Below are 26,507 nucleotides of genomic sequence, written 5' to 3'. Positions count from 1 at the left end.
AGCTCAGGCGCGGCGCTGATTCCCCAGCTCACCGGGCCGACGCGCGGTCACACCGGCAGCAGCTGGTCGATCACCGCCGCCAGCTGCTTGGCGGACCGGCATTCGTGCATCGTGATGACCTCTTGGTAGCGCGGCACCGCCGAGTCGCCGCTGCCCCACAGATGCTTGGGTTCGGGGTTGAGCCAGTGCGCGTGGCGGCTGGCGGTCACCATGTCGACGAGCACGTCGATCGCCGGGTCGCGGTAGTTGGTGCGCCCGTCGCCAAGCACCAGCAGCGAGCTGCGCGGCGACAGCGCGTTCGGGTGCGCCTGCAGGAATGAGACGAACGCGTTGCCGTAGTCGGAGTGCCCGTCGCGGCTGTACACCCCGGCCTCGCGGGTGATCCGCTGGATCGCGACGGCCAGGTCGGCCTCCGGGCCGAACATGTGGGTCACCTCGTCGGTCGTGTCGATGAACGCGAACACGCGCACCCGGGAGAACTGCTGCCGGAGGGCGTGCACCAGCAGCAGGGTGAAGTGGCTGAACCCGGCGACCGAACCCGAAACGTCGCACAGCACAACCAGTTCCGGCCGGGCCGGGCGGGGTTTGGCCAGCACCACGTCGATCGGCACCCCGCCGGTGGACATGGACTTGCGCAGCGTCTTGCGCAGGTCGATGGTCCCCGCCCGGGAGCGCCGCCGGCGCGCGGCCAGCCGGGTCGCCAGGGTACGGGCCAGCGGCGCCACCACCCGTTGCATCTGGCGCAGCTGTTCACCGGATGCGCGCAGGAACTCGACGTTCTCCGAAAGCTGTGGGATGCCGTACATCTGGACGTGGTCGCGGCCGAGCTGCTCGGCGGTGCGCCGCTTGGTTTCGGCGTCGACCATCTTGCGCAGCTGCGTGATCCGCTGGGCCGCGAGCGCTTTGGCGATCTGTTCCTGGGTGGGCGTGGGCTCGTCACCGTATGGGGCGAGCAGGCCGGCCAGCAGCTTGCCCTCCAACTCGTCCAGCGCCATCGCCTTGAGCGCCTGATACGACGAGAACGACGGGCCCCGGCTGGAACTGTATTTGCCGTAGGCCTCCACGATCCGCGCGATCATCGCGACGAGGCGCTCGTCCATGTCGGCCAGGTCGGGGTTTTCGGTGAGCAGGTCCAGCAGCATCTGGCGCATCGCCTCGACGTCGTCGGGCGGAAGGGCGTCGGCTTGCGCCTCGCCGGCCTCCTCGTCGGTGACCACCGCCCGTGAACCCAGCGCGGCGGGGAACCACAGGTCGAACATGGCGTCGTAGGTCTCGCGGTGATCGGGGCGGCGCAGCACGGCGCAGGCGATCCCTTCCCGCAGCACCTCACGATCGGCCAGGCCGAGGGTCGCCATCACCCGCCCGGCGTCCACCGTCTCTGAGGGACCTACCGAAATACCCTGCGCGCGAAGCGCTTCCACGAAGCCGACCAGATGGCCCGGCAGCCCGTGCGGGGCCAGCGGGCGGCTGGGACGGGTGCGGCGGGCGGCCATCAGTTGAGCCTCAGTTCTCCCGCGGCGCGCTGCTGATCGGATTGATGCTTGAGGACCACGCCGAGCGTCTGGGCGACGACGGCGTCGTCGATGGTGTCCAGGCCCAGCGCGAGCAGGGTGCGGCCCCAGTCGATGGTCTCGGCGATGGACGGCACCTTCTTCAGCTGCATCCCGCGCAGCACGCCGATGATGCGCACCAATTCCTCGGCCAGGTGGGCGGGCAGCTCGGGGACCCGGGACAACAGGATGCGCCGCTCCAGCTCGGGGCTCGGGAAGTCGATGTGCAGGAACAGGCAGCGGCGCTTGAGCGCCTCGGACAGTTCGCGGGTGGCGTTGGAGGTCAGCACCACGAGCGGTGTCCGCTCGGCGGTGATGGTGCCCAGTTCGGGCACGGTCACCGCGAAGTCGGACAGCACCTCGAGCAGCAGGCCCTCGATCTCGATGTCGGCCTTGTCGGTCTCGTCGATCAGCAGCACGGTCGGGTCGGTGCGCCGGATGGCGGTCAGCAGCGGACGCTGCAGCAGGAATTCCTCGCTGAACACGTCGTCCTTGGTCTGGTCCCAGTCGCCCGAGCCGGCCTGGATCCGCAGGATCTGCTTGGCGTGGTTCCACTCGTAGAGCGCACGGGCCTCGTCGACGCCCTCGTAGCACTGCAGGCGCACCAGCCCCGAGCCGGTGGCTTGGGCGATGGCGCGCGCCAGCTCGGTCTTGCCGACGCCGGCCGGCCCCTCCACCAGCAGCGGCTTGCCGAGCCGGTCGGCCAGGAACACGGCCGTCGCGGTCGCGGTGTCGGGCAGGTAGCCGGTCTCGGCCAACCGCCGCGAGACGTCGTCGATGTCGGCGAACAGCGGCGCCGGCCGGGCGGGCACACTCACGATCTCAGTTCTCCTATGGCTTTGGGCGTCAGGCCGGGCGGGTCTGCCCGTCTCCCCACGCGATCCACTTGGTCGAGGTCAGTTCCGGCAATCCCATCGGGCCGCGCGCATGCAGCTTCTGCGTGGAGATGCCGATCTCGGCGCCGAAACCGAACTGCTCGCCGTCGGTGAACGCCGTCGAGGCGTTGATCATCACCGCGGCAGCGTCGACTCCGTCGCTAAAGCGTTGCGCCGCGGCCATATTCGTTGTCACGATCGCCTCGGTGTGCCCGGTGCCGTACTCGTTGATGTGGGCGATCGCAGCGTCGACGTCGTCGACGACGGCCACCGCGATGTCCATCGACAGGTATTCGCGGCGCAGGTCGGATTCATCCGCGTCGAGATGCACCGTCACCCCGGCGTCCTGCAGGGCGCCGACCAGCCTGGGCATGGCTGCCCCGGCGATCGCGGAATCGACCAGCAGCGTCTCGGCGGCGTTGCAGACGCTGGGCCGACGGGTCTTGGAGTTCAGCAGGATCCGTTCCGCCACGTCCAGGTCGGCGGACTCGTGCACGTACACGTGGCAGTTGCCGACTCCGGTCTCGATGGTCGGGACCCGGGCGTCGCGCACGACCGCGTCGATCAGGCTCGCTCCCCCGCGCGGGATCACCACGTCGACCAGGCCGCGCGCCTGGATGAGGTGGGTGACCGTGGATCGATCGGCGGCTGAGAGCAGCTGAACCGCGTCGGCGGGCAGGTCCTCGCTGATCAGCGACCCGCGCAACACGTCGACGAGCGCCTGGTTGGACTTCGCGGCCGACGAGCTGCCGCGCAGCAGCACCGCGTTGCCGGACTTGAGCGCCAGCCCGAACGCGTCGACGGTGACGTTGGGCCGGCCCTCGTAGATCATGCCGACCACGCCGAGCGGAACCCGCTGCTGGCGCAGGTGCAGCCCGTTGGGCAGGGTGTAGCCCCGCAGCACCTCCCCGACCGGGTCCGGCAACCCGGCGACCTGGCGCAGGCCGGCGGCGATTCCGTCGACGCGCTTGCGGTCCAGGGCCAACCGGTCGAGCATCGCGGCCGGCGTGCCGGCGGCCCGGGCGGCGTCGAGGTCTTCGGCGTTGGCCGCCAGGATCCGCTCGGTGTGGGCGCCGATCGCGTCGGCCGCCGACTGCAGCGCCGCGTCCTTGGCGACGGTCGGCAACAACGCCAGCGCGCGGGCGGCGACCCGGGCGCGGCGCGCGGCGTCGTGGACCTCCCGGCGCAAGTCAGGGCGCGTTGGGGCTTGCAGACTCATTTATTAAGGGTAACGGTCCGTTGCGGGCCAGGTCAGAGCGGGAGCCTCAGGCAACCCGCTCGCCCCGCCGCGCCTGCCGCACTTTGCTCTGCCGCTCGTCGAGGATGTGGCCGAAGTTCTGTAGCAGCAACGGTTCACGCATCACCAGGTGCTCGACGTGTTCGCGATCGATCTCCAGCGCGGTCACCTCGTCGAGCGCGTACGCGCTCGCCATGTTCGGCTGCCGGGTCAGTGCGGTCAACCCCAGGAACGAACCCTCGAGCAGCGTGCTGATCGGGATGATCGATCCATCGTCGGCCAGCGCGGTCAGCTGCACGCGGCCCTCGACCAGAAACGTCATGCCGCTCGGAATCTGACCGGCGTATTCCACGGTCTCGTCGGCACCGTATCGGACGAGTTTCGCGCAGGAATGCAGCGACCGCTGTTCGTCGGCGTTCAGCCGCAATGCCGGCGCCACCACGGTGCGCAGCGCTTTCTCCACCCGTTCCGGGGTCGAGTAGTCGTCGTCGCTGTTGTCCAGGTGCAGGCCCTCGCGCCGTGCGGCGTACCAGATCCAGCGCAGGAAGGTTGCTTTCGCGGCGCCGTCGTCGGCGGGTGAGGTCAGCCCGATGGAGGTGCGGTATTCGCCGGCGCCGAGGGGCACCGACCGGGGCGCGCTATCCGCCTTGAGCTGCGGCAGCCCGAGGGCAACCCGCGACAGCATTGCGCAAACTTGATCGGGCGGGTCGGCGGGCGAAAACGTAGTCGTCATCGTCAGTTTGTGGGTGCCCGCCGGGCGACTCAGGTTGGTGAACGCCGTGGTGGCCAGCACCGAGTTCGGCGTCACCCGCATTCCGCTGCCGGTGTCGATGTGGACCGCCCGCCAGTTCACCTCGACGACGCGTCCCTTCGCGGTCCCGGTGTCCAGCCAGTCGTTGATCCGGAACGGCTGCTCGAAGAGCATGAACAAGCCCGACACGATCTGGCCGACGGAGTTCTGCAACATCAGGCCGATGACGACCGAGGTGACGCCCAGCGCGGTGAACAGGCCGCCGACCCGCACGCCCCAGATGTACGACAGGATCAGCACCAGCCCGACGCCGATCAGCGCGAACCGCGCGACGTCGAGGAAGATGGCGGGCATGCGCGCCCGCCAGCTCTCTTCGGGCGCGCCTTCGAACACCGTGGCGTTGAGGCCGGACAGCATCAGCACCAGCACCAGGAAGCCGAACACCGTGGTGAGGAGCCGCACCGGCACCTCCCCGGCGGGAATCTGCGACGCCTTGACGAGCAGCAACAAGAGCGCGACCAGGGGCAGCAGGTAATTGCGCAGCAGGCCAACCTGCCTGGCCACGCGGCTATTTCGGCGGACCAGCGTGTGGTGCAGTTCGGTCAGAAAGATCAGCCCGACCGGGAAACCGATCGCGATCCCGATCGCCCAGTAGAACCAGGAGGAGCTCCAGGTGTTCATCACCGCTCCGACAACCTGTACATGGGCTGATCGGTTCCGCCCACCGAAATGGTGCCGGCGGGCGTGAACTGCCGCACGTCACGCATCGCCTCGTACACCGGAGCGCTGACATAGATGCCGGGTTGCGTTGCGCCCCTGTGCATCTGGGAGGCGAGGCTGACCGCGGCGCCCCACATGTCGTAGACGAGGCTCGATCGGCCCACCAGCCCGCTGATGACGTTGCCGGTGTTGATCCCGACCCGAAGGCCCAACTCGTGGCCGGTCTGGCTGTTGAACCGCTCGATGATGCGGCGCATCTCGATGGCGAAGTCGACGGTCCGGTGAATGCTGTCCAATCGCGGGGTGATCACCCCGCAGGTGGCGAGGTAGCCGTTGTGGAAGGTGCGGATCCGTTCGACGCCAAGGGTTTCCGCGGCGGAATCGAACTGCCGGAACAGCTCGTCGACGATCCCCACCAGCTCGTCGCCCGGCAGGTCGTTGGAGAGCTCGTCCAGCCCGGCGATGTCGGCGAAGATGATGGCGACGTCCTGGTGCTTCTGGGCGATGGTCGCCTCGCCCTCGCGGTACCGCTGGACGATCGACTCCGGCATCAGCGCCAGCAGCAGGCGGTTGTTTTCGTTGCGCTGCTCGTTGAGCAGCTCTTCCTTGATCGCGAGGTTGCGGCTCATCTCATTGAAAGCCGCTGTGAGGTCGCCGATTTCGTCGCGCGCCATGACCGGAATGTTGACGTCGTAGTCGCCGGAGCTGATCTTTCGCGTGCCCTCCTCCAGGCGCCGGACCGGCCGCATCGCCGTCCCGGCGATCACCATCGAGGCGACGCTGATCACGAACACCAGCGCGGTGACCGCAATCACGAGTGTCTTGCTGAACCTGCCCAGCCGCGCAAATGCGTCCGAGTCGTCCCGCGTGGCCAGGATCGACCAGTGCAGGTCGGAATTGGGAATGTCCAGTGGGGCATAGGCCTCCAATTCCTTGTTGCCGGTGTAGTCGACGGAGCTCATCGTGCCGCTCTCCCCGCGCTTGGCGGCGCGAAGACCCGCGGTGTCGACCGGCTGCACCAGCGTCGTGCCGCCCAGCCGGATCGCCCTTTCGACGACGTCGGGCGCCGTGCCGGCGTCGATGGCGTCTCGCTTGTATTGCTGTGGGTTTTCCAGGAATTCCCGTGAGTCCGAACGCATCAGGCCGTCGGCGCCGGCCAGATAGGTCTCGGTCGCGGCGCCCATGCCGGCGGCTTGCCAGTGCCTGTTGGCGGTCATGATGTTGTTGATCTTCGCGATCGGCACCGGAAGGGCCATGACACCGTCCATCTTGCCGTTCATGCCGACCGGCGAGACCACCCACGCCGTGGGCGCGTCGAGTGCCGGCTGATAGGGCTGAAAGTCGGTGATCCAGACGAAGTCCACGTCGTTGGAGCGCAGCGCCTTGTCGTACGCGTCATGCAACTTCGATTCGCGATAGGGCCCGGTGAGGATGTTGGTCCCTAGGTCGGGGCCCTTCCGGACGGAGTAGACGACGTTGCCCTGCATGTCGAGCAACAGCGCGTCGCGATAATCGAAGCGGGTGACGATGGAGCGCATGTAGAAATCGAAGCGCGCGTTGGCCGCCGACCATGCGCTGCCGTCACCCGCGTCCTCGACGGGCAACGAGTCGGGCGTCGGCCTCGGCGGCGCGGTGTAATACGCCTGAATGTATTTCTGCGACGGGGAAGTCGGCAGCACCGCGTTGAGGTCGATCTCGTTGCCGTTGATCCGTTTGATCGGCGCGATCATCTGGTTCTGGTAGTAGTTGACGAGCTCCTGCTGTTGGGCGGGGGTGATCGTCGAATTTCCCAATTGGTTGAAGCCCGCCGTCAACGCCGCGGTGGCCTCGTTGATGCTGAATCCGCTGCTGTAGACGATCAGGGAATTCGTCACTTCCCGGAACAGCGCCTGGACCTGCCTCTTCTGCGACTCGCGCAACTCGATCAGCCGCTCGGACTCGACCTGCCGCAGCGCGTTGCGGCCTGATATCGCGCCGATCAGCCCGATCACGGACACACCGAGGATGCCCGAGAGGAGCATCGCGATGAGGATCTTGGACTGGATGCCGAAGCGGAAGCGGTGCCACACCAGCGGCCGGCGCGCACCCCGGCGCGGCTTTTCGGGCGACACGGATTCAGGGGCGGTTTCCGGCGTGTTTTCAGACGCCGGTTCGGCCATTTTCGGCTCGGTCAACGTCATTCGCCTTTCCCCCTTCCTTCCGACCGGATTGATACCGATCACGCTGCAGACTAACGCGCGGACATCACGATATTGGCGAATGCCGCGAACGATTAGCGCAAAATACCGGAGCGGCCCGACTAACGTCGCCGTCATGGCGCGGGTCTGCGTGGTCGGCAGCGTGAACATGGACCTGACGTTCGACGTCGATGCCCTGCCGCGGTCGGGCGAGACGGTGTTGGCCTCGTCGCTGAACTCCGCTCCCGGCGGCAAGGGCGCCAACCAGGCGGTGGCGGCGGCCCGCGCGGGCGCGCGCGTGCGGTTCGTCGGCGCGCTCGGCGACGACGCGGCCGGCGCGCGGTTGCGGGCCCACCTGCGGGCGAACGGTGTTGGGCTCGACGGGTCGGTCGAGGTTTCGGGGCCGAGCGGTACCGCCGTCGTCGTGGTCGACACCGGGGCCGAGAACACCATCGTCGTCGCGCCGGGGGCCAACGGGCGGCTGACACCGGCCGACGCTTGCCGGGCGGTCGGCACCTGCGATGTTCTCTTGACGCAGTTGGAGATTCCGGTGCCGACGGCCGCGGCGGCGGCGCGCAAAGCCCGCTCGGCGGGGGCGGTGGTCGTCGTCAACGCCTCACCGGCCGGGCAGGACCAAGGCCAATTGGCCGAACTGGCGGCCGCCACGGACGTGGTGATCGCCAACGAAGCCGAGGCCGAATGCTGGCCGTGGCGGCCGGCCCACTTTGTGATCACCCTGGGGGCGCGCGGCGCGCACTACGTCGGCGAAGACGGCGATTTCGCCGTACCGGCGCCGAAGGTCAAAGCCGTTGACACCACCGGCGCGGGCGACGTGTTCGCCGGGGTGCTGGCCGCGAGTTGGCCGCGCGGCGACTGCCCGCATCCGGCTTCGAGGGCAGGGCGATTGGCCGCGCTGCAGCGCGCCTGCGCCGCGGGCGCGCTGGCGACCCTGGTGCCCGGCGCCGGTGACTGCGCCCCGCGCGCAGCCGCGATCGACACCGCGGTGCGGGACGCTTTTCCTGACCAAACCGATTGATGTACCCTCGCTGCGATGCCTGCGGTTTTGGGAGCTTGCATGCCGGCGACAGCCGCCGCCGACATGGCCTTGGTGCTCTTCGCGATATTCGGAATCCTCGGATTCGGCTGGCGCAGTTGGCTGCAGTATCGGCGGACCGGCTCGACCGGTTTTCGCGGCATCCGTACCGGTGGCGTGTTGGAACGCCTGGCCGGCGTCGGCTTCGTCGCCGCGCTCGCGGTGGCGGTCAGCGCCCCAATCGTGCAGGAGGCCAGGGTCGTTGAACCCGTCGGCTGGCTCGACGAGGCCTGGATCCAGACCGTGGGCATCGTGGTGGCGACGGCCGGCATCGCCGCGACGGTGTACGCGCAACTGGAGATGGGTGATTCCTGGCGGATCGGGGTGGACCCGAGGGAGACGACGACGCTGCTGCACACCGGCGTGTTCGGCCAGATCCGCAACCCCATCTACACCGCGATGTTCACCTTCGGCTTCGGCATCGTGCTGGTGACGCCCAATGTTGTTGCGTTCGCGGGTCTTATCTTGCTGGTCGCAACGATCGAGCTGCAGGTCCGTCGCGTCGAGGAGCCGTACCTGTTGCGGACGCACGGTGACGCCTACCGCGCCTACGCCGCCAGGGTGGGTCGGTTCGTCCCCGGGGTCGGGCTCGTTCGCTAGCGCGGCGCCGCCACGTCGTGGGCGATTGTCAAGCCATCGCCCGTTTCCAATTCGTCCGCCGTCTGGCTGAGCAGCACGCGGCTGCGGCTGGGCGATAACAGCACCGACAAGTGGTGATGCGGCGCGTCCGCCACGAACGCCAGCCGGTTGACGCGCAGCAGCGCGGCGCCGATCGCGGTGTCCAACAGGCGCGCGTTGCGCGGGCCGGCGATTTCGGCGGTGATTTCGTGCCGGATGCGATCCACGACGATCCCGGCATCCGAGAGCAACTCATACAGCGGCGCTTGGCGCAGCGCGGGCTCGGTCAGGGCGCCGGCGAGATCCACCGGCAGCCAGGCGTCGGTGACCATCAACGGCTCGCCGGTGCGGCGTTGCCGGCGCACCCGCGCGATCTGCAGCAGCTCGCCGGACGCCCGGAGCGCCTCGGCGATGGCCCGCGGCGGGCGCCGCGTCCCGACCTCGACCACGTCGACCTCGGTTTCGAATTGGGTCTGGCGCAGCCCTTCCAGGTACGAGCCGCCCGCCGGCAGGTCCGACGGACTGTGCTCGCGCACAAACGATCCGACGCCGTGCCTGCGTTCGATGTATCCCTGCGCAACGAGGTCCGCCAGCGCCCGGCGGACCGTGATGCGGGACACCCCGAACTGATCGCAGAGCGTCTGCTCGGTGGGCAACGCCTCGCCCGGGGCGATGGCGCCGCGGTCGATCTCGTCGTGCAGCACCAGGAACAGCTGCCGATGCAAGGGCACCCCCGCGGCGGTGGACACCTGTCCCACCCTGTCCCCGCTCTGCCGCACGGTCGTCAATGTTTCCACACCACCTCACTTGCGCCTGGGCATCAGTTGTTATATGTATATAACAACTTGCCATCTCGGGGGAGAAACGATGACCGCGGTGCAACAGCAACCCGCCACCGATCCGGCGGGGCCGACAGGCCGGCTGGCCACCTGGGTCGCCGACCTCACGCTCGACGACGTCCCGCCGAGCGTGGTGGAGCGGGCCAAACACCTGATGTTGGACGGCCTCGGTTGCGCACTGGTCGGGGCTCAATTGCCCTGGTCTCGCGTCGCCACCGAGGCGGTGTTCGCCATGGAGGGCCCCGGCGACACCCCCGTGATCGGCACCGGTCGCACGGCCGGGCCGCCGGCGGCGGCGGTCCTCAATGGCACCTTCATCCAGGGCTTCGAGCTCGACGACTTCCATCCCCTGGCGCCGCTGCACAGCTGCTCGCTGCTCATCCCGGCACTGCTGTCGACGGCGTCGGCGCGGCCGATGGGCACGAGGGGCGCCGACCTTCTGCTGGCGGCGATCGCCGGGTTCGAGGTCGGCCCCCGCGTCGGCTACACGCTGCACGGCACCCAGATGCTGGACCGCGGCTGGCACTCCGGCTCGGTCTTCGGGACCCACTCGGCGGCCGTGGCATCCGGCAAGCTGCGCGGCCTGTCGCCGGCGCAGCTGGAGGACGCCCTCGGCCTGGCCGGCACCCAGTCCGCGGGGTTGATGGCCGCGCAGTACGAGGCCATGAGCAAGCGCATGCATCACGGCCTGGCGGCGCGCAACGGCTTCTACGCCGCGGGCCTAGCGGCGGCCGGCTATACCGGCATCAAGCGGGTGTTCGAGCGCGAATACGGCGGGTTTCTCAGCGTTTTCGGCGAGGGCCACGATCCCGACGCCTCGCTGCTCACCGGGCAGCTCGGCCAGCGCTGGGAAACCACCGTCATCATGGTCAAGTCCTACGCCGCGATGGGCGGGCTGCACGGCGCGATCGACGCCGCCCGGCGGCTGCGCACTTCGGTTGCACCGGAGGACATTTCAACGATCGACATCACCGTCGGCGAGACCATCTTCAAGCACGGTTGGTGGCGGCCCCGGCGGCCGCTCACCCCGATCGGCGCCCAGATGAACATCGGATACGCGACCGCGGCGGCGCTGCTCGACGGCGACGTCCTGCCGGAGCAATTCACGCCTGCCCGCCTCGATTCCGATGACATCTGGTCGCTGATCGCCGCGACGACAGTGCACCTCGACGAGTCGTTGGCCCACGCCGGCATCACCGAGAAGTTCCGCACCGAGGTCGCGGTGACCACTCGCGACGGCGCCGTGCATCGCGCCCGCGTGGACCTGCCGCACGGCGCGCCCAACGAACCCGTCACCAACGGCGAGCTGGTGGCGAAGTTCCACGCGCTCGCCGACCGGGTCACCGGCCGCGGGCGCGCCGACGCGATCGAGCGCGCGGTGATCGGGCTGGACGACCTCGACGACATCGGCCTGTTGGTCGACCTACTCGCCGCCCCCGTCGCGGGGGCACTGGACTGAAAGGACGGATATGGCCACGACATCGGCCCGCCGGCGGCTGAAAGAGCTGCTTGCCATGCGCGAACTCATCGTCGCACCAGGCGTTTTCGACGGGATCTCCGCGCGGCTGACCAAACGGACGGGCCACGTCGCTGCCTACATGACCGGTGCCGGCGTCGCGGCGTCGGGTTTTGGCCTGCCCGACATCGGACTGGTCACCGCGACCGAAATGGCCGACCGGGTCCGGATGATCACCGGCGCGCTGGGCGACGTTCCGCTGATTGCCGACGCCGACACCGGCTACGGCGCGCCCATGAACGTGGTGCGCACGGTCCGCTCCTACGACGCGGCCGGAGTGGCGGCTATCCAGCTGGAAGACCAGGTGTTTCCCAAGCGGTGCGGTCACTTGCCGGACAAGCAGGTCGTCGACGCCGCGGTGTTCGAGCAGACGCTCGCCGCCGCCCTGGACGCCCGGTCCGATGACGCCCTGCTGGTGGTGGCCCGCACCGACGCGCGCGCCCCGCTCGGCCTGGCCGCCGCGATCGAGCGCGCCAACCGGTACGCGCAAGCTGGCGCCGACATCATCTTCGTCGAAGCGCCGCAGGACGCCGACGAGATCGACCGCATCGCACGCGAAGTCGAGGCTCCCCTGCTGATCAATCTCGTGCTGGGCGGCATGACGCCGCTGCAGTCCGCTTCGCGGCTGCAGGAGCTGGGTTACGCGATCGCCATCCATCCGAGCAATCTGCTGATTCAGGCGACATTGGGCATGCTGCAAAGCCTTTGCGAACTCAACGGCGCGGACGCCGCAGCCCATCTGCCGAACAGTCCCGGAGACTTCTTCAACCTGGTCGGCATGGCGGAGTGGCTCGCCCTCGACGACAAGTACGCACACACCGAGGACCGCTCATGGGCATGACCGTCGTCGAAAAGATCTTCGCCCGCAAGGCCGGGCTGGACTCGGTGGCCCCGGGCGACACCGTCGTGGTCGACGTCGACATGACCGTCCTGATCGACCTGCAGTTCGCCACCATGTGGATACCGCCCAACCGGATCCACGACCCCGACAAGCTGGCGGTCGTCATGGACCACGCCGTTCCCGCGCCGACGATCAAGGATGCCGCCGGCGGCGGGCACGCCCGAAAGTTCGTCGCCGACTTCGGCATCGAGCGTTTTTATGATGTGGGCCGGCACGGCATCTGCCACCAGGTGATCGCCGAGAACGGGCTGGCGCGCCCGGGAGAGATCCTGGCCTGCACCGACTCTCACACGTGCGCCGCGGGCGCCTACAACACCGCGGCGCGGGGCCTGGGCCCCGCCGAGGTGTACTCGATCATGTGCACCGGCACGACGTGGTTTCAGGTGGCGCCGACGATCCGCTACGAACTCGACGGCGTCAAACCGAACACGGTGAGCGGCAAGGACATCTTCCTGCACATCGCCAACGAGTACGGCGACGCGCCCAACCTGAATCTCGAATTCGGCGGCGCCGGCCTGGCCGGGATCCCGATGCACGATCGGCGCACCATCGCCACCCAGGGCGCCGAGGTGTCGGCCGACTTCAGCACCTTCGAACCCGACGCGGTGCTGGCCGGCTTCCTCGACGACGCCGGCGTCGCCGGATATGACGCGGCCGCACCGGATTCCGACGCGAACTACCGCGACGTCCGGCGCATCGACCTGTCGACGTTGGAACCCTACGTCGCGCGGCCGGGAACCGTCAGCCGCAACGGGCTGCCCGTGTCGCGGCTGGACCGGCAGAAGGTGGACCAGGCGTTCATCGGGTCGTGCGCGAACGGCCAACTCGAGGACCTCGAGATTGCCGCGGAAGTGTTGCGCGGCAAGACCGTCGCGCCCGGGGTGCGGCTGCTGGTCACGCCCGCCTCGCAGGCGGTGTACCGGGAGGCCATGCGGTTGGGGTACTTGCAGGACCTCGCGGACGCCGGCGCGGTGATCACCAACTCGACGTGCGGCGCGTGCTTCGGCTACCACATGGGTGTGGTGGGCCCCGGCGAGGTGTGCATCACGTCGAGCACCCGCAACTTCACCGGACGCATGGGCAGCACCGAGGCGGAGATCTTCATGGCCTCACCGGCGACCGTCGCCGCGTCCGCGATCACCGGCTACATCACGGACCCGAGGAGCGTGACGGCATGACGGTCTCGTTCAGCGGGAAGCTCTGGGTGTTCGGCGACAACCTCAACACCGACGCCATGTACCCGGCGTTCGCCATGAAGATGGACCCGCCCGAGGCGGCCAAGCACATCTTCTACGAGGTGCGCCCGGGCTGGACCGACGAGGTCTCAGCGGGCGACATCGTGGTGGCGGGCAGGAACTTCGGGCTCGGATCGTCGCGTCCGGTCGCGGCACTGTTCACCGAGCTCGGAGTCGCCGGCCTGGTCGCCGAGGAATTCAACTCGTTGTTCTTCCGCAACGCGGTCAACGCCGGCCTGCCGGCGATGACCGTGCCCAACGCCACCGAGGTCTTCCGCGAGGGCGACACCGCGACCTTCGACCTGACCGCGGGGACCTGGCGAAACGACACCACGGGAGACTCGGGCAGCGTCCCCAGGCTGCCCGATTTGATCCTCGAGATCGTCGAAAGCGGCGGCGTGCTGCCGCGCTTGGCCGAGCAGGGCTACCTGCCGGCCGAACTCGGCGATGTCCTGCGGTCGAGCACGGTCGCCATGCGCGGCGCCGGCAGCGGCGCCTGATGTTGGGGCGGTTGCTGCGCGGAGTGCGGGCGGGCGCGGGCCGAAGCCCATTGGCCGGCAGCGCTTTTGACGCGTCGGAGTCGATCGCGGTGACCAGCCCGGCGTTCGACGACGGCGGTGCGATGCCGACGTCCAGCGCGGGCAAGGGCGTCGGCGACAACGCCTCGCCGCCGCTGAGCTGGGACGGGGTGCCGGCGGGGGCGCGGCAGCTGGTGCTCGTGATGGACGACATCGACGTTCCGCTGCCCCGGCCGCTGCTGCACACCATCGCGGTGATCGACCCGACGCTCGACGGTGTCGCCGCGGGTGCGTTGCAGCCGGGCGCCGCCGGAGTGCGTTTCCTCCGGGCCGATTTGGGCCATCGCGGCTACGCCGGACCACGCCCGATTCCCGGCCACGGGCCGCACCGGTACCGGTTCCATGTGTTCGCGATCGACGAGCCCGTCCGCGACACCGTCACCACGGCCAAGGCGTTGCTGGCGGCGATGGCCGGCCACGTGCTGGCCCGCGGCACCCTGACCGGCACGTACGAACGTTAACGCGGGCGCCCTGACCATTAGCTCACCCAATGTGCCGCTGACCTGCGGTTGGCAGTGGTTGGCAGCGTCTGGCGTCGATCTGGCAGCGGTTTCCGAGCAGCGTGACCCGTGTCAACGTTCGAGGAAGGAACACGATGTCCACCACCACCATTGACCGCAGGGGAACTCGCGACGGGTTGCTCCGTTTTGCCATGCGTGCCGACGCCGTCATCAGCGGACTGGTGGGCCTGGCCGGTATCCCGCTGGCCGGCTGGCTGGCTAACCTATCCGGCACCACGAAGGCGTTCGAGTACGGCGTGGCCGCGTTCTTGATCGCCTACGGCGCGGTCGTGTTCGGGCTGGCCGCCTTACCGTCGGTACGGCGCGCCGGCCTGGGCGTCATCATCGCCAACCTGCTGTACACGGCGGGCTCCATCGTTCTCGTCCTCGCGGACGTCTTCCCACTGACGTCGGCCGGCGTCGCGTTGAACCTGGCGGCCGGCGCCTACACGCTGCTGTTCGCGGAACTGCAATACCAGGGCTGGCGCCGCGCGAAGGCGTAAGCCCGCCCAGCCCCCGCTAGTCCTCTGGAACCTCGCGCTCGATCTCGTCGAGCCAGATGCGCGCGGACATGTCCGACGGGGCGCGCCAATCGCCGCGCGGCGACAGCGCGCCACCGTGCGACACCTTGGGGCCATTCGGCAACGCGGAGCGCTTGAACTGGCTGAACGAGTAGAACCGCTGCACGAACACGCCCAGCCAGTGCCGGATCTCCTTGAGCGAGTACGCCGGCCGCTTGTCCTCGGGGAATCCCGCCGGCCAGTTGCCCTGCTCGGGGTCGCTCCACGCGCGCCAGGCCAAGAACGCGATCTTCGACGGCCGGAACCCGAAGCGCAGCACGTGGAACAGCGAAAAGTCTTGCAGGGCAAAGGGTCCGACTTTGGCCTCGCTGCTCTGCAGCTCCTCCTCCTCGCCACTAGGGACGAGCTCCGGCGTGATCTCGGTGTCCAGCACCGACTGCAGCACCTCGCACACATCCGATTCGAACTGGCCCGACGAAATCACCCAGCGGATCAGGTGCTGAATCAACGTCTTGGGGACGCCGCCGTTGACGTTGTAGTGCGACATCTGGTCGCCCACCCCGTACGTCGACCAGCCCAACCCCAGCTCCGAGAGGTCGCCGGTGCCCAGCACGATCCCCCCGCGCTGGTTGGCCAGCCGGAACAAGTAGTCCGTGCGCAGGCCGGCCTGGACGTTCTCGAAGGTGACGTCGTAGACCTTCTCGCCGCGCGAGAACGGGTGGTCCATCTCCTTGAGCATGAGTTGCGCGGTCTCGGTGATGTCGATCTCGGAGAAGGTGACGCCCAGCGCGCGGCACAGCTCGATCGCGTTGCGCTTGGTGCGATCTCCCGTCGCGAAGCCGGGCAGCGTGAACGCCAGGATGTCGCTGCGCGGTCGTTCCTCGCGGTCCATCGCGCGGGCGGCGACGATCAGCGCGTGCGTCGAATCCAGCCCGCCGGAGATCCCGATGACCAGCTTCGGGTAGTCCAGCGCGCGCAGCCGCTGCTCGAGCCCCGACACCTGAATGTTGTAGGCCTCGTAGCAATCCTGTTCCAGCCGTTGCGGATCGGCCGGCACGAACGGGAAGCGCTCGATCTCGCGGCGCAGCCCGATGTCGCCGCCGGGCGGGTCGAGCCGGAACTCGATGCGCCGGAACGACTCCGCCGTCGTCCGGTGGTGGCGCCGGTTGTCGTCGAAGGTGCCCATCCGTAGCCGTTCGGCGCGAAGCAGTTCGAGGTCGACGTCGGCGACGCTGCGCCGCTCCCCTTTCGGGAAACGCTCGGACGTGGCGAGCAGCACGCCGTTCTCCCAGACCATGGTCTGGCCGTCCCAGGCCAGGTCGGTGGTCGATTCGCCCTCGCCCGCGGCGGCGTACACATAGGCGGCCAGGCACCGTGACGACGCCGAGCGCGCCAGCAGGCAGCGATCCTCGGCGCGCCCGATCGTGATCGGGCTCCCGGACAGGTTGGCCAGCACCGTCGCGCCCGCCAGCGCCGCCTCCGCGCTGGGCGGGATCGGCACGAACATGTCCTCGCAGATTTCGACGTGCAACACCAAGCCCGGCAGGTCGGACGCGGCGAACAGCAGATCGGGACCGAACGGGGCCTCGAGCTCGCCGATGCGGATGATGCCGCGCTCGTCGTTGCCGGGCGCGAGCTGGCGGCGCTCGTAGAACTCGCGATAGGTGGGCAGGTATGACTTGGGCGCGACGCCGAGCACCTCGCCGCGGTGGATGACCACCGCGGTGTTGTAGATCCGATGCCGGTAGCGCAGCGGGGCGCCGACGACCAGCACCGGCAGCAGGTCGGCCGACGCCGCCACTACGTCGGCGACGGCGGCTTCGACGTCGTCGAGCAGGAGATCTTGCAGGACGATGTCCTCGATGGAGTACCCGGACAGCGTCAGCTCCGGGAAGACGGCCACGGCGACGCCGTCGTCGTGGCATTGGCCGGCCAACCGCAGCACCGACTCGGCGTTGGCCGCCGGATCGCCGATCGCGGTGTGGTGCGTGCAGGCGGCGACGCGGACAAAACCCTGGTGGTAGGCGTTGTAAAAGTCCATGACCCTCCCATTGTCGCCCGACGGGCGTCAACTCGTCGCCGCCGGGTATCCCCAACGGCATGAGCGATACCGCCCTCGTCGTGGTCGACATGATGAACACGTATCAGCATCCCGATGCTGAAGATCTGATACCCAATGTCGAGAAAATCATGGACCCGCTCGCCGACCTGATCCGCCGGGCGCGGGACGCCGACGGCGTCGACGTGGTCTACGTCAACGACAACTACGGCGATTTCACCGCCCAGTTCTCCGACATCGTCGGATCCGCGCTCGATGGGGCGCGGCCCGACCTGATCAAACCGATCGTGCCGAGCGACGACTGCCGGGTGATGACGAAGGTCCGGCACAGCGCCTTCTACGCGACGGCGCTGGCCTATCTGCTCGGTCGGCTGGAGACCAAGCGGTTGATCCTCACCGGCCAGGTCACCGAGCAGTGCATCCTGTACACCGCGCTCGACGCCTACGTGCGCCACTTCCCCGTCGTGATCCCGGCCGACGCCGTCGCCCACATCGACCCCGATCTGGGTGAGGCGGCGCTGAAGATGATGCAGCAGAACATGTCCGCCGAGCTCACCTCGGCGGCCGACTGCCTCGACCCGTCCTGAATTGCCCGTACCCTCGGACGGGTGACCTCCAGCCGCGCGGAATCGCCCGAACTCGTCGCGCTGCTCGCCGGCCGCCGGGTCGCGGTGCTGACCGGTGCCGGGATGTCCACCGACTCGGGCATCCCCGACTACCGCGGCCCCGATTCGCCGCCGAGCAACCCCATGACCATCGGCCAGTTCACCTCGGATCCGCTGTTCCGGCAGCGGTATTGGGCGCGCAACCACGTCGGGTGGCGCCACATGGACCACACCGCGCCCAACGCCGGGCACCGGGCGCTGGCCGCGCTGGAGCGCGCCTCGGTGGTGACCGGGGTGATCACCCAGAACGTCGACCTGCTGCACACCAAGGCCGGCAGCCGCAACGTCGTCAACCTGCACGGCACCTACGCGCACGTCGTCTGCCTGGGCTGCCGGTACGGGATGAGCCGGGCCGCGCTCGCCGAAGAACTCGAGGTGCTCAACCCGGGCTTCATCGAACGCGCGGAGGCCGTGGGCGGGCTGGCGGTGGCTCCCGACGCCGATGCCGTCATCGCCGACACCGCGTCGTTCCGCTACCTCGACTGCCCGCGCTGCGGCGGCATGCTCAAGCCCGACATCGTCTACTTCGGCGAGAGCGTGCCCAAAGATGTTGTGGCGGAGGCATATTCGTTGGTCGACCGCGCCGAGGCGCTGCTGGTCGCCGGCTCGTCGCTGACGGTGTTCTCCGGCTATCGATTCGTGCGGCACGCTGCCGCGCTGGGCCTCCCGATCGCCATCGTCAACCGCGGCCCCACCCGCGGCGACGACCTGGCCACCGTGAAGGTCGACGGCGGGTGCTCGGAGCTGCTGACGCTGCTGGCGTGCGAGTTGGGGGCGCTGGCGCCCACGCCTTAGAAGCTGACAGGCATGCTGCGGATCGCGTGGATGAAATTGCCCGGCACGTAGGCCGGTTCGCCCGCCTGGATTTCGGGCAGCTGAGCGAGCAGTTCGCCGAAGATGGCGCGCAGTTGCGCCCGGGCCACATGCGCGCCGAGGCAGAAGTGCACCCCACCGCCGCCGAAGCCGACGTGCGGGTTGGGGTTGCGACCGAGGTCGAAACGGTCCGGCTCGTCGAACGCGTCGGTGTCCCAGTTGCCGGACGAATAAAACATGACCACCTTCTCGCCCGCCCGGATGCTCTGACCGCCCAGCTCGACATCCGTGGCCGCCGTGCGGCGGAAGGTCATGACGGGCGTCGCCCAGCGGACGAACTCCTCGACGGCCGTGCCGATCCGGTTGTCGAAGTCCTCGCGCAGCCAGGCCCGCTGCTCGGGAAAGTCGGTGAGCGCCTTCATCGCGTGGCTGGTGGTTTGCCGGGTGGTGTCGTTGCCGGCCACGGCAAGCAGGACGAAGAACGCGGACACGTCGGCGTCCGACAGCCGGTCGCCGTCCACTTCGGCGTTCACCAGGCTGCTGAACAGGTCGTCGCCGGGTCGCTCGCGTCGCTCGGCGGCCAGGGCGCCGGCGACCTGGTGGAGGTATATCTGGTTCTCGACCAGCACCTCCAGCGGGTTGCGGCCGCCGAGGTAGACGGGGTCGGCCCAGGAAACCAGCGCGTCGGCAGCATGCGCCACGCGCTCGCGCTCGGACTCCGGAATCCCGACCATGTCCGACAGCGTGCGGATGGGCAGCTGCTTGGCGCACAGATCAACGAAATCGGCACCGCCGCCGGCCGCCCGTAGCTCTTCGACGATGGTCTTCGCGTTCGACTTGATCGAGTCCTCGATGCGGCGGACCTGCCTCGGGGTGAAGGCGGCGCTGACTACCTTGCGCAGCTTGGTGTGCCGCGGCGGATCCATCGCGAGGAAGGATTGCGAGGCTTCCAGCAGCTCCTCGGGGACGTTCTCGAAGATCACCCCCTTGCCGGACAGGAACGTGCCGTTGTTACGGCTGACCTCGACGATGTCCGCGCGCCTGGTGACCGCCCAATAGCCGGGGTCGTCGAGGTCGGGCATCAGGGAAGCCTCGACCGGACGGTGCCAGCTGACCGGGCGCTCGGCCCGCAGCACCGCGAACGAGCGCTCCCGCTCGGCCGCGGTCGTCGACCAGAACGCGAGCGACGACAGATCGATCGCGTCGTATTCACGGCTGCTGGACACCCCGGTCGCCACTGTCATCGTCGCCCTCCGTCGCTTATGACCCCAGTCACTTGACAATATGATTAGACACTACGTCTAGTCAATATGTTGAACCCCTGGCTATGCTGGGCGAATGCCGTCCGTTACCCGAAAGCCGCAGGGCAATCGCGAACAGGGACGTCAGCAGCGGCGCGAGCAGATGGAACGCCGGTTGCTGGACGCCACCGAGCGGCTGATGCGCGACGGCACCAGTTTCACCGAGATCAGCGTGGACCGGCTGTCGAGCGAGGCCGGCATCTCGCGCGCCAGCTTCTACATCTACTTCGAGGACAAGGGCCACCTGCTGCGCCGGCTCGCCGGCCAGGTGTTCGCCGACCTCGCCTCCAGCGCGGACCGGTGGTGGAGCATGGCGTGGCGGCACGATCCCGACGACGTCCGCGCGGCCATGGCCGGAATCATCGGAAACTACCGGCGCCACCAACCGGTGCTCGTCGCGCTGAACGAAATGGCCGGCTACGACCCCGTGGTGGGGGCAACCTACCGAAATCTGCTGACCGCGATCACCGGCCGGGTGACCCGTGTCATCGAGGACGGCCAGGCCGACGGATCCATCCGCCCCGAGCTGCCCCCGACCGCCACGGCCAGCGCGCTGACCTGGATGGTCGAGCGCGCCTGCCAGCAGAATCTTCCGACCGCCCCGGACACCTACGACGCCGAACTGGCCGAGTCCCTGGCCCAAATCATCTGGGGCGCACTGTATCTCAAGCCGATACCACCGAGCTGATCGGTTAGCGGCTCCCCACCGGCTTCAAGACCGGGCGCAGGGCGTGCAGCACGTTGGGATCCTCGATGGTGGCGGGCATCTCGTCGTCGTGACCGTGCGCAATCCGGTGCATCGCCTTGCGCAGGATCTTGCCGGAGCGCGTCTTCGGCAATGCCGAGACGATGTCGACCCGCTTCAGGCACGCGACCGCGCCGATCTCGTCACGCACCAGCGCGACCAACTCGTCTTCCAGCCCATCCCGCGACGACCCGGCCTGCAAAACGACGAATCCGCGCGGGATCTGGCCCTTGATGTCGTCGGCGACGCCGATCACCGCGGCTTCGGCGACGGCGGGATGGGACGCCAGCACCGCTTCCAATGCGCCGGTGGATAGTCGGTGACCGGCCACGTTGATCACGTCGTCGATGCGGCCCATGACGAACAGGTAGCCGTCCTCGTCGACGTATCCGCCGTCGCCGGTCAGGTAGTAGCCGGGATGCTCACACAGGTATGACGATTCGTACCGTGCGTCGTCCTGCCAGAGCGTCGGGAAGGTACCGGGCGGCAGCGGCAGACTCAGGCAGATCGCACCCTCCTCACCGGGCGAGCAGCCGGTACCGTCGGGCTGAAGAATCGCGACGCGGTAGCCCGGCATGGGCACGCCAGGCGAACCGGGCTTGACCGGAAGCTCCTCCGCGCCAATGGGATTGGCCGCGATGGCCCACCCGGTCTCGGTCTGCCACCAGTGGTCGATGACGCGGACGCCGAGTTTTTCCGACGCCCAGAGGTACGTGTCGGGGTCGAGCCGCTCCCCGGCGAGGAACAGCGACTGCAGGCTGGCGCGGTCGTATGGCTGCAGGCAGGTGCCGTCGGGGTCGTCCCTGCGGATAGCGCGAATGGCGGTCGGCGCGGTGAAGAGCGCCTTCACGCCGTGCTCGGTTATCACGCGCCAGAAGGCGCCGGGGTCGGGGGTTCCCACCGGCTTGCCCTCGTAGAGCACGGTGGTGGCGCCCGCGAGGAGGGGGCCGTAGACGATGTAGGAGTGCCCGACGACCCAGCCGACGTCCGAGGCCGCCCAGAATACGTCGCCGGGGCCGATGTCGTAGATGTGACGCATGCTCCACAGCAGCGCCACCGCGTGGCCGCCGTTGTCCCGCATGACGCCTTTGGGTTTACCCGTGGTCCCCGAGGTGTGCAGGATGTACAGCGGGTCCGTCGCGGCGACGGCGACGGCCGGCGCGGGTTCGGCCCGGCCGATCAGCGTCTCCCAGTCCTGGTCGCGCCCTTCGACCATGCCGCAGCGCAGCTGCTCTCGTTGCACGATGACGCAGTGCCGCGGCGGATGCGCGCTGGCGTCGATCGCCGCGTCGAGCATCGGTTTGTATTCGACCAACCGGGTCGGCTCGATGCCGCACGACGCCGACACGATCACCGTGGGACGGGCGTTGTCGATCCGGGCGGCGAGTTCGTGCGCGGAAAATCCCCCGAAGACGACGGAATGCACGGCGCCGATCCGGGCGCACGCCAGCATTGCGATGGCGGCCTCGGGAATCATCGGCATGTAGATGACCACGCGGTCGCCCTTGCCCACTCCCAGGTCGCGCAGGACCCCGGCGAAACGCGATGTGAGGTCCAGCAATTCGGCATACGAGAAGGTGCGCTTGGTGGCCGTCACGGGTGAGTCGTAGATCAGCGCCGGCGTGCTGCCGCGGCCGGCATCGACGTGCCGGTCGAGCGCGTTGGCACAGGTGTTGAGTTCCGCGTCGGGAAACCAGCGGTAGAACGGCGGGTGACTGTCGTCGAGGATCCGTTGTGGCGACCGGATCCATGTCACGGCCGACGCGGCATCGGCCCAGAATGCCGCCGGGTCATTGAGGCTGGACTGGTAGAGGTCGCGATAACCGTTCATTTGTTTCCTCTGCGGACGAAGGTGACTCTGCCAGATGATTGCCAGATGATAGGGCCGGAACCCGCGGGGCGATAGGGCCATCGGCCGCTTCAGCGACGCCTGTGATCGGAACAACATAGTTAGGGCCCTAACTATTAGGGTACGATGGGAGCATGGCCGCGCCGACCGCACCGGAAATCGACCCACTCGCCCTCGAGCAGCAGGTCTGTTTCGCGCTGAGCGTCACCAACCGCGCCGTTTTGGCGGTCTACCGTCCGCTGCTGGAGCCGTTGGGGCTGACGCATCCCCAGTATCTGGTGATGCTGACGCTCTGGGATCACCAGAAGACGGGTCCGCAGAAACCGCTGTCGGTCAAGGACATTGCCGCCACGCTGCAGATGGATTCGGCGACGCTGTCGCCGATGCTCAAGCGCCTGGAGGCGCTGGGACTGATCACCCGTACCCGAAGCGCCGTCGACGAGCGCTCCACCGACGTCGAACTCACCGACAGCGGCACCGCCTTGCGGCGGCGCGCGCTGAAGATCCCGCCCGCCGTCGTCGCGCGTCTGGGCGTCGACATGGACGAACTGCGGCACCTGCATCAGGTGCTGACGCGCATCAACTCGGCCGCCCTGGCGGCCGGCGCACTGCAGGCCTGAAACAACCCCGGGAGCGAGCATGAGCACCACCAAGCCCAACCTCTGGCAGTACATCGGCTATTCGTACGGCCGGTGCCTACCGGATTCCATGCGCAGCTGGGTCGCGAACGACCTGGCGGGCCCGGGAGCCGTGCGCCGGCACATGGTTCGGTGGGCAATACCGCCGCTGTTCGTGCTGGCGCCCTTCTGGCTGCTGCCCGCGTCACTGTACGTCCACACGGAGATGACGGTGCCGCTGTACATCTGGGCGCTACTCATCTCGCTAGCGCTGAACAAGGTCTGGCGCCGGCACCGGCTGGCGCAGCATGGCCTCAACCCGAACCTGGTCGACGTGATCAAACGCGAGAAAGAATCGAAGATGCACGAGGTCTACGCCCGCCGCTACGGGCCGCGTCCCGAATCGGCCGCGTGGCAGGACAACAGCAACCCGTTCACCTAGCCGACTACACCGCGACCAGGTCGTCGGCGTGCACCGCCGGCCGGCGCAACTCACCGGGCAAGTCGGAGGTCGACCGGCCCATCATGGTGGCCAGTTCGGTTGCGTCGTAGGCGACCACGCCCCGGGCCACCATGGCCGCGTCCGGTCCGCGCAGTTCAACGACGTCCCCGGCGTAGAACCGGCCCGTGACGGTGGTGATTCCGGCGGCCAGCAGCGAGCGGCGTTGGGCCACCACCGCGCGCACCGCGCCCTCATCCAGCGTCAGCGACCCGGCCGCCTCGGCGGCGTAGCGCACCCAGAACCGGCGGGCCGACATCCGAACCGGCCGAGGCGCGAACACCGTTCCGCCCGAGGCGTCGCTGAGCGCGGTCGCGGCGTCGGTCGCTGCCGCGAGCAGCACCGGGACGCCGGCGTCGGCGGCCAGCAGCGCCGACGACATCTTCGACGCCATCCCGCCGGTGCCCAGGTCACTGCCCGGCCCGGCGACCACGCCGTCCAGGTCGGACGCGCCGGACACCTCGGGGATGAACCTGGCGCCCTTGGTTTTCCGCGGATCGGAGTCGTAGAGGCCGTCGATGTCGGAGAGCAGCACCAGCGCCTCGGCGCCCACCAGGTGGGCCACCAGCGCCGAGAGCCGGTCGTTGTCGCCGAACCGGATCTCGTTGGTGGCCACCGTGTCGTTTTCGTTGACGATCGCCACCGCGTGCAGCGCGCGCAGCCGATCCAGGGTGCGCTGGGCGTTGGTGTGAGATGCCCGCACCGAAATGTCGTGCGCCGTCAGCAAAATCTGCCCCACCGTGCGGCCGTAGCGGGCGAACGCCGCGCTCCACGAGTTGACCAGCGCGACCTGGCCGACGCTGGCCGCGGCCTGCTTGGTCGCCAAATCCTTTGGACGACGGGATAATCCGAGCGGCTCGATGCCCGCGGCGATGGCGCCCGACGACACGATGACGACGTCGGTGCCGGCCTTCATTCGCGCCTCGATGGCGTCGGCCAGCCCGGCCAGCCGACCGGCGTCAAAAACCCCGGACGGCGTGGTCAGCGCGTTGGTACCGACCTTGACCACGAGGCTGCGCGCGGTTCGGATCGTCTCGCGGTGGGGGCTCATTCTTCGTCACCGTGTTGGCGGCGCTGGCGCCGGGCGGCCTTGCGCTCGGCGGCCCCGATTCGTTCGGTGCGTTCCAGCCGCGCGTCGGTGCCGCGGCCGGACAGCGCAACATGTTCTCCCGCAGGCGTTTGCGGCTCCCAGTCGAACGTCATTTCCCCGATGGTCACGGCGCAGCCCGGTTTCGCGCCGAGCTTCAGCAGTTCCTCCTCGACGCCGAGGCGCGCGAGGCGGTCGGCGAGGTAACCCACCGCCTCGTCGTTGTCGAAGTTGGTCTGGCCGACCCACCGCTCGGGCCGTGCCCCGGTGACGACGAACCCGCCCTGCCCATCGGGCTCGACGGTGAAACCGCTGTCGTCGACGGGCAGCGGACGGATCACCGGCCGGCGCGGCACGATTTGGGGCCGCGCGGCGTTGTACTCCGAGATCATCTGCCAGAGCCCAAAGACCAAGGGCTGCAAGCCTTCCCGCGCGATGGTCGAGACCAGGAACACCGGCCAGCCACGCTCGGCGATCTCGTCGCGGACGAATTCGGCCAGCTCGCGCGCCTCGGGCACGTCGATCTTGTTGAGCACCACCGCCCGCGGCCGCTCGGCCAGATCGCCCAGCACCGCGTCCCCCTGCAGCGTCGGGGTGTACGCGGCGAGTTCGGCTTCGAGCGCGTCGATGTCGGAGATCGGGTCGCGGCCGGGTTCCGCGGTGGCGCAATCCACCACATGTACCAGCACGGCACACCGCTCGATGTGGCGCAGGAATTCCAGGCCCAGGCCGCGACCCTCGGACGCCCCCGGGATCAGCCCGGGCACGTCGGCGACGGTGAAGGTGTGCTCCCCCGCCGAGACGACACCGAGGTTGGGCACCAGCGTGGTGAAGGGGTAGTCGGCGATCTTCGGTTTGGCCGCCGAAATCGCGGACACCAGCGAGGATTTCCCGGCCGAGGGAAACCCGATCAGCCCGACGTCGGCGACGGTCTTGAGCTCCAGCGTCAGGTCGCGGGCCTGGCCCGGCTCGCCGAGCAGGGCAAAGCCGGGGGCCTTGCGGGCGCGCGACGCCAGCGCGGCGTTGCCGAGGCCGCCGCGGCCTCCGGCGGCCGCCTCGAAGCGGGTGCCGGCCCCCACCAGGTCGGCGAGCAGGCGGCCGCGTTCGTCCAGGACGACGGTGCCGTCGGGGACTTTGACCTCCAGGTCCGCGCCGGCGGCGCCGTCGCGGTTGTTGCCCATGCCCTGTTTGCCCGAGGGCGCGGTGACGTGCGGATGAAAGTGGAAGTCCAGCAGGGTGTGTACCTGCGGGTCAACGACCAGCACGATGCTGCCGCCGCGGCCCCCGTTGCCGCCGTCGGGCCCGCCGAGCGGCTTGAACTTCTCGCGGTGGACCGACGCGCAGCCGTTACCGCCCGAACCGGCGCGCGCGTGGATGACGACGCGATCGACAAACCGGGGCATCGAGGGTCCTCTCAACTACCGCGGGCGCCGATGCGGGGCGGAGCCCGCGGCCGGACGCAGCGCCCGGGCCGGGGCCCGGGCAAAAACGCCTAGTCGGCGGTCTGCCCGGCCGCGACGATGCTGACGGTCTTGCGCCCGCGCTTGGTCCCGAACTCGACGGCCCCGGATTCCTTGGCGAACAATGTGTCGTCGCCGCCGCGCCCGACGTTGACGCCGGGATGGAACTTGGTGCCGCGCTGGCGGACGATGATCTCGCCGGCCTTGACGACCTGGCCGCCGAACCGCTTCACGCCCAGCCGCTGCGCGGCGGAGTCGCGGCCGTTGCGCGAGCTGGAAGCGCCCTTTTTGTGTGCCATGT

Annotated in this window: 25 protein-coding genes; 13 read left to right on the top strand and 12 right to left on the bottom strand. The window is 68.8% G+C overall.

Annotated elements, in window-relative coordinates:
• Window positions 1–47: 47 nt before the first annotated feature.
• The 5 genes from AC5Y7V_RS15685 to AC5Y7V_RS15665 are packed head-to-tail and all read right to left on the bottom strand — an operon-like array spanning window position 48 to window position 7,313.
• Window positions 48–1,493, bottom strand: a complete 1,446-nt coding sequence (locus AC5Y7V_RS15685) for a vWA domain-containing protein (protein WP_499880942.1) — start codon at window positions 1,491–1,493, stop codon at window positions 48–50.
• Window positions 1,493–2,368: an AAA family ATPase gene (locus tag AC5Y7V_RS15680; protein ID WP_499880941.1), complete on the bottom strand. Its 876-nt coding sequence runs from the start codon at window positions 2,366–2,368 to the stop codon at window positions 1,493–1,495. The genes AC5Y7V_RS15685 and AC5Y7V_RS15680 overlap by 1 nt, the downstream gene beginning before the upstream one ends.
• A 28-nt stretch (window positions 2,369–2,396) precedes the next feature.
• Window positions 2,397–3,644 carry a glutamate-5-semialdehyde dehydrogenase gene (locus AC5Y7V_RS15675; RefSeq protein ID WP_499880940.1) on the bottom strand — a complete coding sequence of 416 codons (1,248 nt, stop codon included), beginning with the start codon at window positions 3,642–3,644 and terminating at the stop codon, window positions 2,397–2,399.
• Between the two features lie 46 nt (window positions 3,645–3,690).
• Window positions 3,691–5,094, bottom strand: a complete 1,404-nt coding sequence (locus AC5Y7V_RS15670) for a mechanosensitive ion channel family protein (RefSeq protein ID WP_499880939.1) — start codon at window positions 5,092–5,094, stop codon at window positions 3,691–3,693.
• On the bottom strand, window positions 5,094–7,313 hold the full coding sequence (locus AC5Y7V_RS15665) for an adenylate/guanylate cyclase domain-containing protein (protein WP_499880938.1): 2,220 nt from the start codon (window positions 7,311–7,313) through the stop codon (window positions 5,094–5,096). Before AC5Y7V_RS15665 ends, AC5Y7V_RS15670 begins: the two co-directional genes overlap by 1 nt.
• A 133-nt stretch (window positions 7,314–7,446) precedes the next feature.
• Between AC5Y7V_RS15665 and AC5Y7V_RS15660 the strand changes: the two genes are divergently transcribed.
• Window positions 7,447–8,346 carry a ribokinase gene (locus AC5Y7V_RS15660; protein ID WP_499880937.1) on the top strand — a complete coding sequence of 300 codons (900 nt, stop codon included), beginning with the start codon at window positions 7,447–7,449 and terminating at the stop codon, window positions 8,344–8,346.
• A gap of 39 nt (window positions 8,347–8,385) precedes the next feature.
• Complete coding sequence (locus AC5Y7V_RS15655) at window positions 8,386–9,003, top strand: methyltransferase family protein (protein WP_499880936.1); 618 nt, start codon at window positions 8,386–8,388, stop codon at window positions 9,001–9,003.
• On the opposite strand, the gene AC5Y7V_RS15650 is transcribed toward AC5Y7V_RS15655, so the two are convergent.
• Window positions 9,000–9,818, bottom strand: a complete 819-nt coding sequence (locus AC5Y7V_RS15650; protein ID WP_499880935.1) for a GntR family transcriptional regulator — start codon at window positions 9,816–9,818, stop codon at window positions 9,000–9,002. The two genes, AC5Y7V_RS15655 and AC5Y7V_RS15650, sit on opposite strands and share 4 nt — an antisense overlap.
• A gap of 70 nt (window positions 9,819–9,888) precedes the next feature.
• Between AC5Y7V_RS15650 and AC5Y7V_RS15645 the strand changes: the two genes are divergently transcribed.
• From AC5Y7V_RS15645 to AC5Y7V_RS15620, 6 genes are all read left to right on the top strand, one after another.
• Complete coding sequence (locus tag AC5Y7V_RS15645; RefSeq protein WP_499880934.1) at window positions 9,889–11,319, top strand: MmgE/PrpD family protein; 1,431 nt, start codon at window positions 9,889–9,891, stop codon at window positions 11,317–11,319.
• A gap of 10 nt (window positions 11,320–11,329) precedes the next feature.
• Window positions 11,330–12,217, top strand: coding sequence for an isocitrate lyase/PEP mutase family protein (locus AC5Y7V_RS15640; protein ID WP_499880933.1), 888 nt, complete (start codon window positions 11,330–11,332; stop codon window positions 12,215–12,217).
• Complete coding sequence (locus tag AC5Y7V_RS15635) at window positions 12,208–13,455, top strand: 3-isopropylmalate dehydratase large subunit (RefSeq protein WP_499880932.1); 1,248 nt, start codon at window positions 12,208–12,210, stop codon at window positions 13,453–13,455. Before AC5Y7V_RS15640 ends, AC5Y7V_RS15635 begins: the two co-directional genes overlap by 10 nt.
• A complete protein-coding gene (locus AC5Y7V_RS15630; protein ID WP_499880931.1) occupies window positions 13,452–14,012 on the top strand; it encodes a LeuD/DmdB family oxidoreductase small subunit in 561 nt (186 codons plus the stop codon). The genes AC5Y7V_RS15635 and AC5Y7V_RS15630 overlap by 4 nt, the downstream gene beginning before the upstream one ends.
• Window positions 14,012–14,551: a YbhB/YbcL family Raf kinase inhibitor-like protein gene (locus AC5Y7V_RS15625; protein WP_499880930.1), complete on the top strand. Its 540-nt coding sequence runs from the start codon at window positions 14,012–14,014 to the stop codon at window positions 14,549–14,551. The genes AC5Y7V_RS15630 and AC5Y7V_RS15625 overlap by 1 nt, the downstream gene beginning before the upstream one ends.
• 134 nt (window positions 14,552–14,685) lie before the next feature.
• On the top strand, window positions 14,686–15,093 hold the full coding sequence (locus tag AC5Y7V_RS15620) for a hypothetical protein (protein ID WP_499880929.1): 408 nt from the start codon (window positions 14,686–14,688) through the stop codon (window positions 15,091–15,093).
• A 16-nt stretch (window positions 15,094–15,109) separates the two neighbouring features.
• Here AC5Y7V_RS15620 and AC5Y7V_RS15615 read toward each other — a convergent pair whose 3' ends face one another.
• Window positions 15,110–17,152, bottom strand: a complete 2,043-nt coding sequence (locus tag AC5Y7V_RS15615) for an NAD(+) synthase (protein ID WP_499880928.1) — start codon at window positions 17,150–17,152, stop codon at window positions 15,110–15,112.
• 59 nt (window positions 17,153–17,211) lie between these two features.
• Here AC5Y7V_RS15615 and AC5Y7V_RS15610 point away from each other — a divergent pair, with 59 nt between their 5' ends.
• A complete protein-coding gene (locus tag AC5Y7V_RS15610) occupies window positions 17,212–17,757 on the top strand; it encodes a cysteine hydrolase family protein (RefSeq protein ID WP_499880927.1) in 546 nt (181 codons plus the stop codon).
• A 21-nt stretch (window positions 17,758–17,778) separates the two neighbouring features.
• Window positions 17,779–18,630, top strand: coding sequence for an SIR2 family NAD-dependent protein deacylase (locus AC5Y7V_RS15605; protein ID WP_499880926.1), 852 nt, complete (start codon window positions 17,779–17,781; stop codon window positions 18,628–18,630).
• On the opposite strand, the gene AC5Y7V_RS15600 is transcribed toward AC5Y7V_RS15605, so the two are convergent.
• Window positions 18,627–19,892 (bottom strand): cytochrome P450, encoded by a 1,266-nt coding sequence (locus AC5Y7V_RS15600; protein ID WP_499880925.1) that lies wholly within the window; start codon window positions 19,890–19,892, stop codon window positions 18,627–18,629. The two genes, AC5Y7V_RS15605 and AC5Y7V_RS15600, sit on opposite strands and share 4 nt — an antisense overlap.
• Before the next feature lie 94 nt (window positions 19,893–19,986).
• Between AC5Y7V_RS15600 and AC5Y7V_RS15595 the strand changes: the two genes are divergently transcribed.
• On the top strand, window positions 19,987–20,637 hold the full coding sequence (locus AC5Y7V_RS15595) for a TetR/AcrR family transcriptional regulator (RefSeq protein ID WP_499880924.1): 651 nt from the start codon (window positions 19,987–19,989) through the stop codon (window positions 20,635–20,637).
• 4 nt (window positions 20,638–20,641) lie between these two features.
• On the opposite strand, the gene AC5Y7V_RS15590 is transcribed toward AC5Y7V_RS15595, so the two are convergent.
• Entirely contained in the window at window positions 20,642–22,525 is a 1,884-nt protein-coding gene (locus tag AC5Y7V_RS15590) for an AMP-binding protein (protein ID WP_499880923.1), read from the bottom strand.
• 152 nt (window positions 22,526–22,677) lie between these two features.
• On the opposite strand from AC5Y7V_RS15590, the gene AC5Y7V_RS15585 reads away from it, so the two are divergent.
• Together AC5Y7V_RS15585 and AC5Y7V_RS15580 are read left to right on the top strand one after the other, a co-directional pair.
• Window positions 22,678–23,163 (top strand): MarR family winged helix-turn-helix transcriptional regulator, encoded by a 486-nt coding sequence (locus AC5Y7V_RS15585; RefSeq protein WP_499880922.1) that lies wholly within the window; start codon window positions 22,678–22,680, stop codon window positions 23,161–23,163.
• A gap of 19 nt (window positions 23,164–23,182) precedes the next feature.
• Entirely contained in the window at window positions 23,183–23,602 is a 420-nt protein-coding gene (locus tag AC5Y7V_RS15580) for a DUF5313 domain-containing protein (protein WP_499880921.1), read from the top strand.
• Window positions 23,603–23,606: 4 nt separating this feature from the next.
• Here the strand turns inward: AC5Y7V_RS15580 and proB are convergent, their stop codons facing one another.
• From proB to rpmA, 3 genes are all read right to left on the bottom strand, one after another.
• Complete coding sequence (proB, locus tag AC5Y7V_RS15575; RefSeq protein ID WP_499880920.1) at window positions 23,607–24,710, bottom strand: glutamate 5-kinase; 1,104 nt, start codon at window positions 24,708–24,710, stop codon at window positions 23,607–23,609.
• Window positions 24,707–26,149, bottom strand: coding sequence for a GTPase ObgE (gene obgE / locus AC5Y7V_RS15570; RefSeq protein ID WP_499880919.1), 1,443 nt, complete (start codon window positions 26,147–26,149; stop codon window positions 24,707–24,709). The genes proB and obgE overlap by 4 nt, the downstream gene beginning before the upstream one ends.
• An 89-nt stretch (window positions 26,150–26,238) precedes the next feature.
• Window positions 26,239–26,505, bottom strand: coding sequence for a 50S ribosomal protein L27 (gene rpmA / locus AC5Y7V_RS15565; RefSeq protein ID WP_067007979.1), 267 nt, complete (start codon window positions 26,503–26,505; stop codon window positions 26,239–26,241).
• Window positions 26,506–26,507 lie beyond the last annotated feature (2 nt).

It is taken from the genome of Mycobacterium sp. NGS34 (assembly GCF_059812845.1).
The sequence above is the reverse complement of the archived record's forward strand: the minus strand, read 5'-3'. Positions and strand labels throughout refer to the sequence as shown.

What these genes read in the sequence shown, in the direction of transcription:
- AC5Y7V_RS15635 (WP_499880932.1), top strand. Translation starts at nt 12,208, where the DNA reads ATGGGCATGACCGTCGTCGAAAAGATCTTCGCCCGCAAGGCCGGGCTG.
- rpmA (WP_067007979.1), bottom strand. Translation starts at nt 26,505, where the DNA reads ATGGCACACAAAAAGGGCGCTTCCAGCTCGCGCAACGGCCGCGACTCC.
- AC5Y7V_RS15640 (WP_499880933.1), top strand. Translation starts at nt 11,330, where the DNA reads ATGGCCACGACATCGGCCCGCCGGCGGCTGAAAGAGCTGCTTGCCATG.
- AC5Y7V_RS15685 (WP_499880942.1), bottom strand. Translation starts at nt 1,493, where the DNA reads ATGGCCGCCCGCCGCACCCGTCCCAGCCGCCCGCTGGCCCCGCACGGG.
- AC5Y7V_RS15670 (WP_499880939.1), bottom strand. Translation starts at nt 5,094, where the DNA reads ATGAACACCTGGAGCTCCTCCTGGTTCTACTGGGCGATCGGGATCGCG.
- proB (WP_499880920.1), bottom strand. Translation starts at nt 24,710, where the DNA reads ATGAGCCCCCACCGCGAGACGATCCGAACCGCGCGCAGCCTCGTGGTC.
- AC5Y7V_RS15665 (WP_499880938.1), bottom strand. Translation starts at nt 7,313, where the DNA reads ATGACGTTGACCGAGCCGAAAATGGCCGAACCGGCGTCTGAAAACACG.
- AC5Y7V_RS15585 (WP_499880922.1), top strand. Translation starts at nt 22,678, where the DNA reads ATGGCCGCGCCGACCGCACCGGAAATCGACCCACTCGCCCTCGAGCAG.
- AC5Y7V_RS15630 (WP_499880931.1), top strand. Translation starts at nt 13,452, where the DNA reads ATGACGGTCTCGTTCAGCGGGAAGCTCTGGGTGTTCGGCGACAACCTC.
- AC5Y7V_RS15620 (WP_499880929.1), top strand. Translation starts at nt 14,686, where the DNA reads ATGTCCACCACCACCATTGACCGCAGGGGAACTCGCGACGGGTTGCTC.
- AC5Y7V_RS15655 (WP_499880936.1), top strand. Translation starts at nt 8,386, where the DNA reads ATGCCGGCGACAGCCGCCGCCGACATGGCCTTGGTGCTCTTCGCGATA.
- AC5Y7V_RS15675 (WP_499880940.1), bottom strand. Translation starts at nt 3,644, where the DNA reads ATGAGTCTGCAAGCCCCAACGCGCCCTGACTTGCGCCGGGAGGTCCAC.
- AC5Y7V_RS15645 (WP_499880934.1), top strand. Translation starts at nt 9,889, where the DNA reads ATGACCGCGGTGCAACAGCAACCCGCCACCGATCCGGCGGGGCCGACA.
- AC5Y7V_RS15580 (WP_499880921.1), top strand. Translation starts at nt 23,183, where the DNA reads ATGAGCACCACCAAGCCCAACCTCTGGCAGTACATCGGCTATTCGTAC.
- AC5Y7V_RS15600 (WP_499880925.1), bottom strand. Translation starts at nt 19,892, where the DNA reads ATGACAGTGGCGACCGGGGTGTCCAGCAGCCGTGAATACGACGCGATC.
- AC5Y7V_RS15590 (WP_499880923.1), bottom strand. Translation starts at nt 22,525, where the DNA reads ATGAACGGTTATCGCGACCTCTACCAGTCCAGCCTCAATGACCCGGCG.
- AC5Y7V_RS15615 (WP_499880928.1), bottom strand. Translation starts at nt 17,152, where the DNA reads ATGGACTTTTACAACGCCTACCACCAGGGTTTTGTCCGCGTCGCCGCC.
- AC5Y7V_RS15660 (WP_499880937.1), top strand. Translation starts at nt 7,447, where the DNA reads ATGGCGCGGGTCTGCGTGGTCGGCAGCGTGAACATGGACCTGACGTTC.
- AC5Y7V_RS15610 (WP_499880927.1), top strand. Translation starts at nt 17,212, where the DNA reads ATGAGCGATACCGCCCTCGTCGTGGTCGACATGATGAACACGTATCAG.
- obgE (WP_499880919.1), bottom strand. Translation starts at nt 26,149, where the DNA reads ATGCCCCGGTTTGTCGATCGCGTCGTCATCCACGCGCGCGCCGGTTCG.
- AC5Y7V_RS15595 (WP_499880924.1), top strand. Translation starts at nt 19,987, where the DNA reads ATGCCGTCCGTTACCCGAAAGCCGCAGGGCAATCGCGAACAGGGACGT.
- AC5Y7V_RS15625 (WP_499880930.1), top strand. Translation starts at nt 14,012, where the DNA reads ATGTTGGGGCGGTTGCTGCGCGGAGTGCGGGCGGGCGCGGGCCGAAGC.